General features: G+C 45.6%; 17 protein-coding genes. 14 read left to right on the top strand and 3 right to left on the bottom strand.

Going from position 1 to position 16323, the window contains the following annotated elements; genetic code table 11:
* Positions 1 to 142: 142 nt before the first annotated feature.
* From A6D97_RS06215 to pgpA, 14 genes are all read left to right on the top strand, one after another.
* On the top strand, positions 143 to 1432 hold the full coding sequence (locus A6D97_RS06215; RefSeq protein ID WP_017060789.1) for an NCS2 family permease: 1290 nt from the start codon (positions 143 to 145) through the stop codon (positions 1430 to 1432).
* 84 nt (positions 1433 to 1516) lie between these two features.
* Positions 1517 to 1981, top strand: coding sequence for an oxytetracycline resistance phosphoribosyltransferase domain-containing protein Tet(34) (tet(34), locus tag A6D97_RS06210; protein WP_009847475.1), 465 nt, complete (start codon positions 1517 to 1519; stop codon positions 1979 to 1981).
* A gap of 89 nt (positions 1982 to 2070) precedes the next feature.
* Entirely contained in the window at positions 2071 to 3324 is a 1254-nt protein-coding gene (gene frsA, locus A6D97_RS06205; RefSeq protein WP_017060788.1) for an esterase FrsA, read from the top strand.
* A gap of 144 nt (positions 3325 to 3468) precedes the next feature.
* Positions 3469 to 3858: a sigma factor-binding protein Crl gene (crl, locus tag A6D97_RS06200; protein ID WP_017060787.1), complete on the top strand. Its 390-nt coding sequence runs from the start codon at positions 3469 to 3471 to the stop codon at positions 3856 to 3858.
* A 76-nt stretch (positions 3859 to 3934) separates the two neighbouring features.
* Complete coding sequence (proB, locus tag A6D97_RS06195) at positions 3935 to 5119, top strand: glutamate 5-kinase (RefSeq protein WP_012604650.1); 1185 nt, start codon at positions 3935 to 3937, stop codon at positions 5117 to 5119.
* 66 nt (positions 5120 to 5185) lie between these two features.
* Positions 5186 to 6436 carry a glutamate-5-semialdehyde dehydrogenase gene (locus A6D97_RS06190; RefSeq protein ID WP_017070350.1) on the top strand — a complete coding sequence of 417 codons (1251 nt, stop codon included), beginning with the start codon at positions 5186 to 5188 and terminating at the stop codon, positions 6434 to 6436.
* A gap of 156 nt (positions 6437 to 6592) precedes the next feature.
* Entirely contained in the window at positions 6593 to 7042 is a 450-nt protein-coding gene (gene nrdR / locus A6D97_RS06185) for a transcriptional regulator NrdR (protein WP_004734394.1), read from the top strand.
* A gap of 40 nt (positions 7043 to 7082) precedes the next feature.
* Complete coding sequence (gene ribD, locus A6D97_RS06180; protein WP_017060785.1) at positions 7083 to 8162, top strand: bifunctional diaminohydroxyphosphoribosylaminopyrimidine deaminase/5-amino-6-(5-phosphoribosylamino)uracil reductase RibD; 1080 nt, start codon at positions 7083 to 7085, stop codon at positions 8160 to 8162.
* Positions 8163 to 8231: 69 nt separating this feature from the next.
* Complete coding sequence (locus tag A6D97_RS06175) at positions 8232 to 8888, top strand: riboflavin synthase (RefSeq protein WP_010436361.1); 657 nt, start codon at positions 8232 to 8234, stop codon at positions 8886 to 8888.
* Between the two features lie 108 nt (positions 8889 to 8996).
* Positions 8997 to 10106 (top strand): bifunctional 3,4-dihydroxy-2-butanone-4-phosphate synthase/GTP cyclohydrolase II, encoded by a 1110-nt coding sequence (ribBA, locus tag A6D97_RS06170; protein ID WP_017060784.1) that lies wholly within the window; start codon positions 8997 to 8999, stop codon positions 10104 to 10106.
* 295 nt (positions 10107 to 10401) lie between these two features.
* Positions 10402 to 10872 (top strand): 6,7-dimethyl-8-ribityllumazine synthase, encoded by a 471-nt coding sequence (gene ribE, locus A6D97_RS06165; protein WP_004741508.1) that lies wholly within the window; start codon positions 10402 to 10404, stop codon positions 10870 to 10872.
* A complete protein-coding gene (gene nusB, locus A6D97_RS06160; protein WP_004734399.1) occupies positions 10872 to 11339 on the top strand; it encodes a transcription antitermination factor NusB in 468 nt (155 codons plus the stop codon). Before ribE ends, nusB begins: the two co-directional genes overlap by 1 nt.
* Before the next feature lie 113 nt (positions 11340 to 11452).
* Complete coding sequence (gene thiL, locus A6D97_RS06155) at positions 11453 to 12427, top strand: thiamine-phosphate kinase (protein WP_017066823.1); 975 nt, start codon at positions 11453 to 11455, stop codon at positions 12425 to 12427.
* Positions 12427 to 12933 (top strand): phosphatidylglycerophosphatase A, encoded by a 507-nt coding sequence (gene pgpA, locus A6D97_RS06150; RefSeq protein ID WP_017060782.1) that lies wholly within the window; start codon positions 12427 to 12429, stop codon positions 12931 to 12933. The genes thiL and pgpA overlap by 1 nt, the downstream gene beginning before the upstream one ends.
* A 119-nt stretch (positions 12934 to 13052) precedes the next feature.
* Here the strand turns inward: pgpA and dxs are convergent, their stop codons facing one another.
* Genes dxs through xseB form a run of 3 tightly spaced genes read right to left on the bottom strand, consistent with a single transcriptional unit; the run spans position 13053 to position 16105 of the window.
* The gene (gene dxs, locus A6D97_RS06145) at positions 13053 to 14936 is read right to left on the bottom strand and encodes a 1-deoxy-D-xylulose-5-phosphate synthase (protein WP_065584008.1); all 1884 of its coding nucleotides are present in this window, start codon (positions 14934 to 14936) and stop codon (positions 13053 to 13055) included.
* Positions 14937 to 14957: 21 nt separating this feature from the next.
* Entirely contained in the window at positions 14958 to 15842 is an 885-nt protein-coding gene (ispA, locus tag A6D97_RS06140) for a (2E,6E)-farnesyl diphosphate synthase (protein ID WP_017070489.1), read from the bottom strand.
* 20 nt (positions 15843 to 15862) lie between these two features.
* Positions 15863 to 16105: an exodeoxyribonuclease VII small subunit gene (xseB, locus tag A6D97_RS06135; RefSeq protein ID WP_004734405.1), complete on the bottom strand. Its 243-nt coding sequence runs from the start codon at positions 16103 to 16105 to the stop codon at positions 15863 to 15865.
* Positions 16106 to 16323: the final 218 nt, after the last annotated feature.

Genomic DNA, 16323 nt, shown 5'->3' with positions numbered 1-16323 from the left:
TTAATCGCTTTGTTTCATACGGCATTCTGATAAATATCGATTAGAGCCTTAATTCTATCTGGAATTTGTTATTTGATAACTTTATAATCCACAGCCAATCGATTACGCAACCGTTTACTTTTTACCCTTATAGGATTCGATAATGTTCGAAAAGCTATTCAAACTCAGTGAAAATGGCACCAATGTGCGCACTGAAATCATCGCAGGTCTAACAACCTTCCTAACAATGGCTTACATCATTTTTGTAAACCCAATGATTCTAGCTGATGCTGGTATGGACCATGGCGCTGTATTTGTAGCAACCTGTTTAGCGGCTGCTATTGGCTGTTTCATCATGGGCTTTGTTGCTAACTACCCAATTGCTCAAGCTCCAGGCATGGGTTTGAACGCATTCTTTACCTACGCTGTTGTAATGGGTATGGGTTATACGTGGCAAGTTGCTCTGGCAGCGGTTTTCGTATCAGGCGTAATCTTCATCTTCTTAAGCATCTTTAAGATCCGTGAATGGATTATCAACTCGATCCCTATGTCTCTGCGTGTTGGTATCTCTGCAGGTATCGGTCTTTTCCTAGCGTTTATTGCGCTTAGCAATGCAGGCATCGTTGTTTCTAACCCAGCAACTAAAGTTTCACTGGGCGACATTACCGCGATTGCTCCTATCCTAGGCTCACTTGGTTTCTTCCTAACGATTGCTCTTGTTCACCGTGGCGTGAAAGGGGCAGTAATGATTGCGATTCTAGCTATCACAGCTCTTGGCATTGTTATTGGTGACGTTCAATACGGCGGCATCATGTCTACACCACCAAGCCTTGCTCCTACATTCATGCAGCTTGATTTCTCTGCTGTATTTGAAATCGGTATGATTTCAGTGGTATTCGCGTTCTTGTTCGTCGATTTGTTCGATACAGCGGGTACTCTGGTTGGTGTTGCAACGAAAGCAAACCTAATCAAAGAAGACGGCAAACTACCTCGCTTGAACAAAGCACTGCTTGCTGACTCTACAGCAACATCTATTGGTGCACTGCTAGGTACATCAAATACTACTTCTTATGTTGAGAGTGTTGCGGGTGTTGCTGAAGGCGGCCGTACCGGTCTAACGGCTGTTGTTGTTGGTATCTTATTCCTACTGGCTCTTTTCTTCTCGCCACTTGCAGGTATGATTCCGGCTTACGCAACATCAGGTGCACTTTTCTATGTAGCAATTCTGATGATGTCTGGCCTAGTTGGCATTGATTGGCGTGATCTTACGGAAGCAGCACCAGTCGTGGTAACATGTCTGCTTATGCCGCTGACGTACTCTATCGCTGAGGGTATCTCACTAGGTTTCATCGCTTACGCTGCAATTAAGCTGCTAAGTGGTAAAGGTCGCGACGTTTCACCTGCTGTGTGGGTAATGTCGGCTATCTTTATTCTTAAATACATTTTCGCTTAATCGTCTAGATTTCTGCTTAATCGCTGAAGAGGCTATGTTTGAAATAGCCTCTAATAACATGACAAAATTATTAGGTTTTATACTATGAGCAACAAATTCGTTATCACTTGGGACAACATGCAGACTTACTGCCGTCAACTTGCTGAAAAGCAAATGCCAGCAGAGCAGTGGAAAGGCATCTGGGCAGTAAGCCGTGGTGGTTTGGTTCCTGGTGCAATCTTGGCTCGTGAGCTAGGTATTCGTCACGTAGATACGATTTGTATTTCTAGCTACGACCACGATCACCAACGTGATATGACAGTAGTTAAAGCACCTGAAGGTGACGGCGAAGGCTTCCTAATCGTTGAAGACTTGGTTGATAGTGGTGACACTGCACGTAAGCTTCGCGAAATGTACCCTAAAGCGAAACTGATCGCTGTATGTGCAAAACCATCTGGCGCTGATTTGCTAGACGAGTACATTGTTGATATCGCTCAAGACACATGGATTGAGCAACCTTGGGATACTAGCCTAAGCTACGTAGAGCCAGTAAATCGCAAGTCAAAATAAGCGTAAACTTAGTTTTTTGAGAAATGACCCTTTATAGGGTCATTTTTTTTTATATTATTAGTGACAACCATTTCTTATTAAGTATCCCAATGTCTGAACCAGAAGAAACGAGCTCGAACCTTTCGGAAACTTTGTTTGTAAAGCACAAGCAAGCGAAAGAGACCTCAATGTTGACACAATACATGCCAAGCTCTGAAGCGCTATTGGATGAGAAACGTGAACAGCAAAACTCATCATGGTATCGAAACCTAAGACGTCTTCAGTGGGTATGGCAAGGCGTTAATCCAATAGAGCAGGAAGCGGTATTGGCTCGCATCGCGTCATCAGATAACTCTCGTACAACCGATGAGTGGCTTGATACGGTCATGGGTTACCGAAGTGGTAACTGGGCATACGAATGGACCAAGCTGGGTATGCAGCATCAAAATCGTTCTAATGAGAAGAATGGTGAAGAGATGGCTGAAGAGCTATTTTCCGCATCGTTGTGCTTCAGTATTGCGGGTTACCCACACCTCAAGAACGACAACTTGGCAGCTCAGGCTCAAGTGTTGGCCAACGCAGCGTATTCTGAAGCGATCAAGCACACTAAGTTGATCGTCAAGCAGATTGATATTCCATACCAAAACAAGAAGATCAAAGCGAACTTGCATCTAACCAAGACAGATAAACCACAACCGGTTGTGATTGTCAGCGCGGGTCTAGATAGCTTGCAAACCGATATGTGGCGCCTGTTTAGGGATTATTTAGCACCTAAGAACATTGCTATGTTAACGGTAGACATGCCATCAATAGGGCACAGTGCACATTGGCCGTTAACAGAAGACTCATCTTGTCTTCACCAAGCAGTGCTGAATGAATTGCCTAACATCCCATGGGTCGATCACCACAAAGTCGGCTTGTTTGGTTTCCGCTTCGGTGGCAATGCGATGGTGAGATTATCTTTCCTCGAGCAACATAAGATTAAAGCGTGTATTTCTTTAGGCGCGCCAATTCACGATATCTTTGTTCATGCAGACAAACTTAAGCAGATGCCTAAAATGCATCTAGATGTGTTGGCTTCGCGCCTTGGTAAAGGGGCGGTCGATATCAATAGCCTTTCTGGGCAGTTGATGGCGTGGTCACTCAAGGTACAAGGTTTGCTGTCAAACAGTAAAACCAGTGTTCCTATCTTGGCATTGGCTCTGGAAGGCGACCCGGTTTCACCGCCAATGGATAATCAACTGGTTGCAATTTACAGTGATTACGGAAAAGCGAAGAAAATCAAAGCTAAGTCAATTACACAAGGTTATGAGCAATCCCTCGAATTGGCGATAAAGTGGCTTGAGGATGAATTATTTAGATGACATTTCTCCTAAATTAGTTAAGCATGAAAAATGTACAAACTAAGTACCTGATACTCAGAGGTCATTTATAAAATCCAAATGCGTAGTTTCTACGTATAACAGTCTGAGTAACGTCATTCTTAACATTGAAAATGGAGATTCAATATGTCAGAAGTGACACAACAACCTACGCATTACCGCTTGTTGAATGTTTTAAAGGCGATCGGGCCTTACTTAAGGGAACCGCAATCAGAAGAAGGCCACTATATCTTTGATTGCTTGTCTGTATGTGTGAACGATAAAAAATCACCAGAAGAACGCGAGTTCTGGGGCTGGTGGCTGGAATTGGATAAGTCGGAAGAGGGATATTCGGCGAAGTACAATATCGGCAAGTACAACATCGATGGTAACTGGGATTCTTTGCCGTTACCTAAAAAGGCGGTCGCTGAGGTCTCTCGAACTCAAGAAGCCTTCCACAAGAAACTGGTTGATGAACTTCAAAGTAAGTTTGAAATCAGTATCCAATTAGACGAAGAGTCTGTCGAATTCGTCTAATTTTAAAGGTTACTCTTCTATATAAAGCAAAAAGGTGCGATTTCGCACCTTTTCTGCTTGTGAATTCCCCTTTTGATTGCTAAAACATCACCTCTTATTTGTTTTATCCATAAAAGACTTCATGACAACAAATCATCAAAGCGGGACAACAACACAGCGTAAAACTGTCGTTGTTAAACTGGGTACCAGTGTCTTAACTGGTGGAACATTGGCATTAGACCGCGCTCATATGGTTGAGCTGGTTCGTCAATGTGCTGAATTAAAAAAACAAGGCCACTCTGTGGTTATGGTTTCGTCTGGTGCAATTGCAGCAGGACGTGAGCACCTTGGTTACCCCGCACTTCCCAACTCAATGGCGAGCAAACAGTTGCTTGCGGCAGTTGGGCAAAGTCAGTTGATTCAAGTTTGGGAGTCTTTGTTTGCTATCTATGGCCTTAAGATTGGCCAGATGCTACTGACTCGTGCTGATCTCGATGATCGCGAGCGTTTTCTTAATGCACGTGACACGATCAACGCACTGGTTGAGCACGATATTATTCCGGTAGTAAACGAAAACGACGCAGTAGCAACCAACGAAATTAAAGTGGGCGACAATGATAACTTGTCGGCCTTAGTGGGTATTTTGTGCGGTGCTGATAAGCTTTTGCTACTAACAGACCAAAAAGGCCTGTTTACGGCTGACCCTCGTAAAGATCCAAATGCTGAGCTCATCAAAGAAGTGAAAACCATTGATGACACGCTGCGTAAGATCGCAGGTGGCAGCGGTACTACGTTGGGTACTGGCGGCATGGCGACAAAACTGCAGGCGGCTGACATTGCTCGTCGCGCAGGCATCGAAGTGATTATTGCTGCGGGCAGTGCTGAAAATGTGGTGTTTGATTCACTGAGTGATAACCCACAAGGCACACGTTTCTTGCCTTTAGCGGAAGCGCTTGAAAACCGTAAACGCTGGATTTTAGCGGGCCCTGCTTCAGCAGGTGACATCGTGGTTGACGACGGCGCAGTAAACGCAGTCAACACCAAAGGCAGCAGCTTGTTGGCGAAAGGGGTTGTTCGAGTTAAAGGCGAATTCTCTCGTGGTGAAGTTACCCAAGTCACAGACAGCAAAGGCAAAGTAATTGCGCGTGGTATCGCCAGTTATTCAAGCCAAGACCTAGCAAAAATTGCAGGCAAGCACAGTAAAGATATTGGCGACATCCTTGGATACGATTATGGGTCAGAAGTCATTCACCGTGACGACCTAGTTGTAATCCAAGAGTAGCTCGTGATGATAAGGTGAATCACCTTTTTGCATCCAAAGACAGACAGAATTTAGGGAGAGTTAAACGTGGATTTAACTAACATGGGTATCGCAGCAAAAGACGCTGCTTTCCACCTAGCGACCGCATCTACGGCGCAAAAGAATAAAGCATTGGCGATTATCGCTGATGAGCTAGAAGCAAACGCAACAACGATTTTAGAAGCGAACGAGAAAGACATCGAACTGGGTCGTGAAGCGGGTTTAACTGACGCACTGCTCGATCGTCTACTTCTTAACGAAGAGCGCTTAACCGGTATCGCTAACGATGTTCGTAACGTGATTAGCCTGAATGACCCAGTTGGCAGCGAAATTGACAGCAAAGTACTAGAAAACGGTATGTCACTGTCTCGCCGCCGCGTGCCACTTGGTGTGGTGGGTGTTATCTATGAAGCGCGTCCGAACGTAACCATCGATATTGCAGCTCTGTGTCTGAAGACAGGTAACGCAAGCATTCTACGTGGTGGTAAAGAGACGTTTTTCTCGAACATGGAACTGGTTAAGGTTATCCAGTCTGCATTAGAGAAAGCGGAGCTTCCAGCCGCTTCTGTTCAGTACATCGAGAAGCCTGATCGTGAACTCGTTTCTCAACTGCTTAAACTGGACGACTACGTGGATATGATTATTCCTCGTGGCGGCGCTGGTCTGCACAAGATGTGTAAAGAGAACAGCACCATCCCAGTAATCATCGGCGGCTTTGGTATCAGCCATATCTTCGTTGATGAAAGCGCTGATCTTGAGAAATCTGTCGATGTGGTCGAAAACTCAAAAGTTCAACGTCCATCGGCGTGTAACTCGTTAGATACACTGCTAGTGCATGAAGCGGTTGCTGAAGCTTTCCTAACTAAGCTGAAACAGCGTTTAGCCGGCAAGGTAACCTTAGTTGCTGATACCAGTGCAAAATCGCTGCTAGCGGGTTTTGAAGACCAACGTGATGCGGTTGAAGGCGACTTTGACACTGAATGGCTAAGCTACACGCTAGGCGTGAAAGTGGTAGCGGATGTGGCAGAAGCGATTGACCACATGCGTGTACACAACGCGAGTCATTCAGATGCGATCATGACCAATAGCTTAGAGAGCTCAGAGCGTTTCATTAACTCTGTTGGTTCTGCAGCGGTTTATGTGAATGCATCAACACGTTTCACTGATGGAGCACAGTTTGGTTTAGGTGCTGAAGTTGCCGTGTCTACTCAGAAATTGCATGCTCGCGGCCCAATGGGCTTAGAAGAGCTGACAAGCTACAAATGGGTAGGTAAAGCGAACTATTTAGTCCGCGGTTAACGCTGGTCGTTAATTTTACTCCTCAGCTCATTTTTGAAATGGCGGTCGAGTAGCAATAATCAATGAATCACCACACAAAAGGGCCTTAATTGGCCCTTTTTCTTTCCTAACGTTTGGCAATTCCGTTACACTGATATTCAATTATTTGGAGGTGATATGCATTGTCCTTTTTGTTCAGAGAACGACACTAAAGTAATCGATTCAAGACTGGTAGCCGATGGCCATCAGGTTCGTCGTCGCCGTCAATGCCTTGCATGTAGTGAACGTTTTACTACGTTCGAATCGGCAGAACTTGTGATGCCTAAAGTCATAAAGTCGAATGGAAACCGCGAACCATTTAATGAAGATAAAATGGTGGGTGGTGTACAGCGCGCCCTAGAAAAACGCCCAGTGAGTGCTGACGCGATTGAACTTGCGATCAGTACGATTAAGTCACAACTCCGTGCAACTGGTGAGCGTGAAGTACCAAGCGAGATGATTGGTAATCTTGTGATGGGCCAATTGAAAGAATTGGATAAAGTGGCGTACATTCGTTTTGCCTCTGTTTACCGCAGCTTTGAAGACATCCGAGAGTTTGGCGAAGAAATCGCTAAATTAGAGGATTAACTCCTCAATCATGTCAAACTTTACTCCCCTAGATTTTCAAATGATGTCGCGTGCTATTCAGTTAGCAAAACGCGGCATTTACACTACTGCGCCAAACCCTAATGTGGGTTGTGTCATTGTACAAACCGACGGTCAGATCGTTGGTGAAGGTTTTCATGCCAAAGCTGGCGAACCTCATGCTGAAGTACATGCCATGCGAATGGCAGGCGACAAAGCAAAAGGTGCGACGGCTTATGTCACGCTAGAGCCTTGTTCTCATTACGGTCGAACGCCGCCTTGTGCTGAAGGTTTGATTAAGGCTCAAGTAGCCAAAGTGATTTGTGCCATGCAGGACCCAAACCCAAAAGTCGCAGGTCGTGGTATCAAAATGCTACGCGATGCGGGTATTGAGGTTGAAATCGGTTTGCTAGAGCAAGACGCTCTCGACTTGAACCCTGCATTTATCAAGCGTATGCAAACTGGCATGCCATTCGTTCAGTTAAAGATGGCCGCTAGCCTTGATGGGCAAACGGCATTGGAAAATGGCCAAAGCCAGTGGATCACATCGCCAGAAGCACGTCGTGATGTTCAGAACTACCGAGCAAAATCAGGCGCTGTGTTGTCAACTAGCCAGACGGTGATTGAAGACAACGCGTCGTTGAATGTTCGTTGGGCAGAGTTGCCAAGCAGTATCAAAGGTCATTACGCTGAAGACGAGCTGCGTCAGCCGATTCGCGTGATTCTTGATCGTCAAAACCAACTGCGTCCTGAACTCAAGTTATTCCAGACTCCAACATCGGTGTTGAGAGTTGCCGAAGCATCTGCTGATATTGAAGTCGCAACCACAGATGCAGGTCAGCTCGATTTGCACGATCTGATGCGTCAATTACCTGCCAATCATATCGACCATATTTGGGTCGAAGCGGGCGCAACATTGGCAAAAAGCTTGATTGAAGAGCAGCTGGTGGATGAGCTAATCCTTTATTTAGCACCTAAACTTATGGGCAGTGACGGACGAGGTTTGATGGGTGCATTAGGGCTCACTTCAATGTCTGACGTTATTGACCTAGAAATTAAAGATGTTCGACAGGTTGGTGTGGATATTCGCATCGTTGCGAAACCCGTATTTCGAAACAGATAGTAACGAAACCACAGTTGAAATAGTTACTCCAACTACATACGTGTCGTTGACAACAAAAAGAGTTTTAAAATGTTTACAGGAATTGTAGAAGCCGTAGGTACATTGAGTGCAATCACTCCCCGCGGAGAAGACATCACCGTAACGGTTAATGTTGGTAAGCTTGATATGGCTGACGTTAAGTTAGGCGACAGTATCGCTACCAATGGTGTGTGTTTGACAGTTGTTGAATATAACGACCACAGCTACAGTGCAGATCTTTCGCTTGAGACCCTGAAAAAAACGGGTTTTGTCGATTACCAAGCGGGCGATAAAGTTAACCTTGAGAAAGCAATGTTACCAACCACGCGTTTCGGTGGACATATAGTGTCTGGTCACGTTGATGGCGTGGGTGAGATTGTTGAACGTAACCAAGTTGGCCGTGCGATTGAATTCTGGGTAGAAATGCCAGCAGAAATCTCAAAATACGTGGCTCAAAAAGGCTCAGTAACAGTTGATGGCATTAGCCTGACTGTGAACGATTTACGTAAGAACGCATTCAAGCTGACTATCGTTCCTCATACTTCTTCAGAAACCACCATCGACCAATTCAATGTCGGTCGTAAAGTGAATCTAGAAGTTGATGTATTAGCACGTTACATGGAGCGTTTACTGCAAGGTCAGCAACAAGAATCTGAGCCTGAATCTCGATTAACGATGGAATTCTTACAGCAGAATGGTTTTGCCTAACCGTTGATACAAAGTGCGTTAAGCGAGACTTTGTAAAGCGAAGCAATATCATCAGGTTTAAATAGTGTCGGTTCTAGGAAGCAGAACCATTTCAAAGGATATAGAACAATGCCAATTAGTACTCCTCAAGAAATTATTGAAGACATTCGCCTAGGAAAAATGGTTATCCTGATGGATGATGAAGATCGCGAAAATGAAGGCGATCTGATCATGGCAGCAGAACATGTGACGCCAGAAGCGATTAACTTCATGGCGATGTACGGCCGTGGTTTAATTTGTCTGACGCTAACCAAAGAGCGTTCAAACCGCATGGGTCTAGCGCCTATGGTTCAAGATAACAACGCACAGTACACCACTAACTTTACTGTTTCGATTGAAGCGGCAGAGGGCGTAACAACGGGTATCTCTGCATCAGACCGTGCAGTGACGGTTCAAGCGGCAGTGGCGAAAGATGCGAAAGCGGCTGATCTTGTTCAACCTGGTCATATTTTCCCACTGACAGCGCAAGATGGCGGTGTTCTGACTCGCGCAGGACACACAGAAGCAGGTTGTGATTTAGCACGTCTTGCAGGCTGCGAGCCAGCATCGGTTATCGTTGAGATCCTTAACGACGACGGTACTATGGCTCGTCGCCCTGACCTTGAAGTGTTTGCTGAAAAACACGACATCAAGCTAGGCACGATTGCTGACTTGATTGAATACCGCAACAACACAGAAACAACGATTGAGCGTGTAGCACAATGCCATTTACCAACAGAGTTTGGTGATTTCGAGCTGGTGACTTACCGCGATACAATTGATAACCAGATCCACTACGCGATGCAAAAAGGCGACCTATCTGAAGGTGCTCCTTTGGTACGTGTTCACCTGCATGACACGTTCACCGATCTGCTTCATTCAGACCGTGGTACTGAACGCAGCTGGTCGCTAGATAAAGCGATGAAGCGTATTGGCGACGAAGGCGGTGTGTTGGTTATTCTTGGCAACGAAGAGTCGTCTGATTCTTTGATTCACAAAGTGAAGACATTCGAAGCGCAAGACAAGAACGAGCAGCCAACTATGGCGAAGAAGCAGGGTACCTCGCGTCGTGTTGGTGTCGGTTCTCAGATTCTTCAAGATCTAGGTGTGCACGATATGCGTCTGCTTTCTTCAAGCACTAAGCGTTACCACGCATTGGGTGGTTTTGGCCTTAACGTTGTTGAGTACGTTTGCGAATAAACCATGCGTTAGCAAGCAGACGTTTCTCCGTTTGTAGCAACATAATTTACCGATGATTTCAGTGGCTCTTTTGGTGATACATCTTGCCAAAAGAGCAAAGTAGCCAAGTCCGACTCAAAACGTGTTCAACACACAAACTTGGTTACTCGCTGTTCCTATATGCTTGGGATCAGCGCTGCATTATCATCTTTACATTGCCGGTGTCTGTTCTTCTAAATTACCATTAGATATTGCTCACAGTTTTGTGCTAGAATCCGGCGATTCTCACTTGATGAAAATAGTTAAAGGAAGGCTTATGAAAGTGATCGAGGGTGGCTTCCCAGCGCCAAATGCAAAAATTGCTATCGTTATTGCTCGTTTCAACAGTTTTATTAACGAAAGTTTACTTTCTGGTGCAATCGATACTTTAAAGCGTCATGGACAAGTAAGCGAAGACAACATCACTGTTGTTCGTTGCCCTGGTGCAGTAGAACTTCCACTTGTAGCGCAGCGCGTTGCAAAAACAGGTAAGTTCGATGCGATTGTATCTCTTGGTACAGTAATTCGTGGCGGTACACCTCACTTTGACTATGTTTGTAGTGAATGTAATAAAGGTTTGGCACAAGTGTCTCTGGAATATTCTCTTCCAGTAGCGTTTGGTGTTCTTACTGTTGATACGATCGATCAAGCTATTGAACGCGCAGGAACCAAGGCTGGTAATAAGGGTGCAGAAGCAGCACTTAGCGCACTTGAGATGATCAACGTTCTTTCTGAAATCGATTCCTAATGGGGGCCAGTGTGAAACCAGCCGCACGTCGTAACGCACGTCAATTTGCTCTACAAGCAATTTATTCTTGGCAAATTACTAAAGAAAATATTGCTACCGTTGAAGAACAGTTCTTATCTGGTGGTAAGTATGATGAAGAAGAGCATCATGCTGCAGAGCCTGCTCTTGCTATGCCAGAAACAGACGTTGCATACTTCCGCGACCTACTAACTGGTGTTGCTCTTAGCCACATGGAACTTGATAGCAAGCTTCGTCCATTCGTATCTCGCCCTATGCAAGATCTGGATCTGATGGAACTAGCGCTTCTACGTTTAGCTATGTACGAGATGACTCGTCGCGAAGATGTACCATACAAAGTGGTTATCAACGAAGCTATCGAGCTTGCAAAAGTATTTGCAGCAGAAGACAGCCATAAGTTTGTTAACGGTGTGCTTGATAAAGCTGCACCGCACGTTCGTAAGAAATAAGACGTTCGTATATTGAATCTAAAGGTCAGCTTTATGCTGGCCTTTTTTGTAACTAAATTTCTGTAATATCCATGATTACGGCGATTTTTATGAGACTAAAGATAGGGCATGTGATGTCTGGCGAATTTAACCTGATTGAAAAATATTTTGTAAATCGACAACCACAACGTAAAGACGTTCTTCTAGCTGCTGGCGATGATTGTGCTTTGGTCAAAGCGCCGGGCAATGTTGAGATAGCGATCAGCACGGACACCTTAGTGGCTGGTACCCATTTCTTAGCTGAGGCGAATCCGGCTTGGGTGGCACACAAAGCGTTGGCTTCCAATATCAGTGACCTTGCTGCAATGGGCGCGACGCCTGCTTGGGTGTCTTTTGCTTTAACCATGCCTGAAATCGATGAAGCATGGCTTGCTCCATTCTGTGACTCCTTTTTTAAACTCGCAGACTACTTTGGTATTCAGTTAATTGGTGGCGACACAACCAAAGGTCCACTAAGCCTGACACTGACGGTACAGGGCTTTGTTCCTGAAGGACGAGCGCTGCGCAGAGATGGCGCGAAAGTGGGCGACTGGATTTACGTAACAGGTAATCTAGGTGACAGCAAAGCTGGCTTAGAAGTGTTACTTAACCCTGAGCAGAACAGAGCGAAGCCCTATGCTGCTGAGCTTGAAGAGAGACATTATGTGAGCGCCCCACGAGTGTTAGCGGGTCAGGCTCTAGTGAACCTTGCTTCATCTGCGATAGATATCTCTGATGGCGTTATTGCTGATTTAAAACATATCCTTAAGCGTTCTCAAGTTGGCGCGAGTATTGATGTAAGCACGCTGCCTATCTCTCCAGAGTTACGTCAGTTCGCTCCTGATATCACTTCAGCTCAGCAGTATGCGCTAACGAGTGGTGAAGAGTACGAACTGTGCTTTACTGTACCAGAAGAGAATAAAGGGTCGCTGGAAAGTGCTTTGTCACACACTGGTACAAAAGTCACCTGCATTGGCCAGATAAGACCTGTAGAATATTTTGAATTACACAATAATGGTGAACCACTAAGCTGGAACTTAACTGGTTACGATCACTTTAAGGTTAATTGATGACAAACCCACTTTCTCTTATTTCTCTTAAAAATCCTTGGCATTTCTTAGCAACGGGTTTTGGCAGTGGCTTATCGCCTATTATTCCCGGCACAATGGGCACGCTTGCGTCAATTCCGTTGTACCTATTGTTGGTTCAGCTACCGTTTCCTGCTTACGTTGCCGTGGTGGTGGTAAGCTGCATTATTGGTATTAAGATCTGCCAAGTAACGTCTGATGATATGGGCGTGCATGACCACGGTTCTATCGTTTGGGATGAGTTTGCGGGCTTTTGGATCACCATGAGCTTAGTGCCTATGCTGAATATCCCTGCCGATGACTGGAAATGGCTTCTGACTGGTTTTGTGCTTTTCCGCTTCTTTGACATGGTAAAACCTTGGCCGATTGGTTGGCTAGATGCGCGAATTCACGGCGGCTTGGGTATCATGATTGACGATATTGTAGCGGGTATTATGGCGGCTATTTCGTTGTATGCCGTGGCACATTTCGCAGGTTGGTTAGTGTGAGTTAACTGAAGGGCTAAGGTTTAGTTGGCGATACACCAAACTAATTAGCAGATACTAAAAAGGTTGACCCTAGGGCCAACCTTTTTTGTTTGCATAGCTTACGAGCTTACGTATTAAAGCTACTTGGCAAGATAGTCAGTGATAGACTTCTCAATCCCTTTCGCATCTAAGCCAAGCTCTTCATGCAGCTCACCTTGAGTACCTTGAGCAATAAACTTGTCTGGTAGGCCAAGGTTCAATACTGGCATCAGTAGTTTTTCTTGCATCAAGAATTCAATCACACCCGCACCCGCACCACCTGCAATCGCGTTTTCTTCGATAGTCACTAGTACATCGTGGTCAGCAGCAAGTTGTTTGATCAGAGCTTCGTCGAGGGGCTTAACAAAGCGCATATCTGCCACTGTAGCATCGATAGCATCAGCCGTTTGAAGTGCACTCTCAAGGAAAGTACCGAAGCTTAGGATAGCGACCTTCGAGCCATCTTTTGCTTTTTCGCTTTCGCGAACGATACGACCTTTACCAATCTCAAGAGCGGTAAACTCACTTTGAATCTCAGTACCCATACCATTACCGCGAGGGTAACGAACGGCACTTGGACCCGTGTGCTGGTGACCGGTGTAAAGCATTTGGCGACATTCGTTCTCGTCGCTTGGTGCCATGATCACCATGTTTGGAATACAGCGCATGAAACTTAAGTCGAACGCACCTTGGTGTGTTTGACCATCGGCACCGACGAGACCTGCACGGTCAATAGCGAACATAACCGGTAGATCCATGATTGCCACATCGTGGATCAGTTGATCGTAGCCACGTTGTAGGAAAGTCGAGTAGATAGCGACAATTGGCTTATCACCGGCAATCGCCATACCGGTTGCTAGCGTCACAGCGTGTTGCTCAGCAATTGCTACATCAAAGTACTGTTCTGGATACTCTTTCGAGAAACGCACCATACCAGAACCTTCACGCATTGCAGGCGTGATCGCCATTAGCTTAGGATCTTGAGCGGCCATATCACACAGGAAGTCGCCAAAAATCTTAGAGAAAGTTGGTTTAGAGCTGGTGCTCTTAGGCTGACTTGAATGTGCAGGATCGAATTTAGGTACGCCATGGTAGCCAATTGGATCTTTCTCAGCTGGCTCGTAGCCTTTACCTTTCTTCGTCATGATATGCAGGAACTGAGGACCTTTTAGATCTCTCATGTTCTTCAGCGTTTTAATCAGCTCATTGACATCGTGACCATCAATTGGACCAATGTAGTTAAAGCCTAACTCTTCAAACATGGTGCCAGGGACAACCATGCCTTTTAAATGTTCTTCTGTACGACGAACGAGCTCTTTAATTGGCGGAACGCCTGATAGCACTTTCTTGCCACCCTCACGAATTGACGTGTAAAGACTGCCAGAAAGAACTTGAGCGAGGTGGTTGTTTAGAGCACCGACGTTTTCAGAGATCGACATCTCGTTATCGTTAAGGATAACCAGCATGTCATTGTGAATATCGCCCGCGTGGTTCATGGCTTCGAAGGCCATACCTGCGGTAATCGCGCCATCACCAATCACACTCACGACTTTACGGTTCTTACCTTCTTTCTTCGCACTGATCGCCATACCAAGTCCGGCGCTGATCGATGTTGAAGAGTGACCAACAGATAGAGTGTCGTATTCGCTCTCTTGACGCCATGGGAATGGGTGCAGTCCATCTTTTTGACGGATAGTCGATAAGCGGTCACGACGGCCAGTAAGAATCTTATGTGGGTATGCTTGGTGGCCAACATCCCAAACCAATTGGTCAAAAGGCGTGTTGTACACATAGTGCAGAGCAACGGTTAGCTCTACTGTACCTAAGCCTGACGCTAAGTGACCACTTGACTGGCTCACCGAGTTAAGAAGATAGGTACGTAATTCATCACAAAGCTGTGTAAGCGTCTCTTTTGGAAGTAGACGCAAATCCTCTGGCTTATCAGCCAAAGCAAGAGTTGGGTACTTTGATATATCAAGAGTCATAGGTAATGCGCGCTTATTGTCTTAGTTCTTGCGCTCGATGACGTATCGGGCGAACTCTTCGAGTGACTGGGTATTGTATGGGATTGCAGCCAAAGCTTGAAGCGCTTCCTGTAGCAGAGTTTGCGCTTTTTCTTGAGCGCCCTCTAAACCTAACAAAGAAGGGTAGGTGCTTTTGTTCAAATCTTGGTCAGAGCCCTGTGGTTTACCCAAAGTTTCGGTATCGCTAATGATATCTAAAATATCATCCTGAACTTGGAAGGCTAACCCGATTGCATCGGCGTACTTATCTAATTGAGGCATCACTTCAAACGCTTTTTCGCCAGCAGCCAGAGCACCTAAACGAATCGCACATTTCATTAGCGCGCCCGTTTTATTGCGGTGAACTTCTTCTAACTCTTCTAGCGTGACAGAGCGGTTTTCAGCTTCAATATCAAGTGCTTGTCCAATGCACATACCTTGTGCACCAGAGGCTTCGGCTAGGCGTTGAATCATTCGAACGCGATTGCTTTCACCGTCAGCACTTAATGTACCTTCCGCAAGTATAGTAAATGCCAGAGTTTGTAGGGCATCGCCCGTTAAAATGGCGGTCGCTTCATCGAATTTGATGTGACAGGTCTGATGGCCACGACGCAGTTCGTCGTCGTCCATTGCTGGCAGGTCGTCGTGAATCAGAGAGTAGGCATGAATACATTCGACTGCAGAAGCTGGAGTGTCGAGTTCTTCAGCGGTGCAACCGAGCATCTCCCCTGTAATATAGACAAGAAATGGACGCGCGCGCTTGCCGCCTAAAAGTAACCCATAACGCATTGCGTTGATCAGGTTCTGATTTTGGTGTGGCAGGCGATCAAGCCAAAGGTTCAGTTGCTCGTTATTACGTGCCTGATAAGACAATAAAGTCTCGATCATAGGGGATCTCATACAATTCGTTATTCTGGTTGTGGGTTAAAGTCACTAAGTTCTGCGTTTTCATCATTTTGCAGTAGGATGCTAACACGCTGTTCAGCATCGTTTAGTTTGCTTTGACCGGCACGAGCGAGGGAGATACCTCGTTCAAATTTTTTCAGCGCATCATCTAAAGCTAGATCACCGTTTTCTAGTTGATCAACCAAGCCGTCGAGCTCTTCGATTGCCGCTTCAAAGCTCATATTTTCAGGTTTCTTAGTAGCCATAATAAATCTGCGTTTGGAAAGATGAACGAACGTTACCTTAGGGCGTTGAGATGGTCAAATGTAACCAATAAATTTTGCTAGAAAGTTCGTTTTTAAGAGGCTTGAAGCCACTTTCATCTAATAACCTCACCTTTATCGAGTTTATGACTGCTCGAGAACGGGGAAGCGGGTAATAGTTGTGATACAAAAAGCAAAAGTGTGATACTTAGGCCAAGAAT

It is taken from the genome of Vibrio sp. ZF57 (assembly GCF_001691235.1).
GTDB classification, from domain to species: domain Bacteria; phylum Pseudomonadota; class Gammaproteobacteria; order Enterobacterales; family Vibrionaceae; genus Vibrio; species Vibrio crassostreae_C.
Note: the sequence above shows the minus strand (reverse complement) of the source record. Positions and strands in the feature narration are given on the sequence as shown.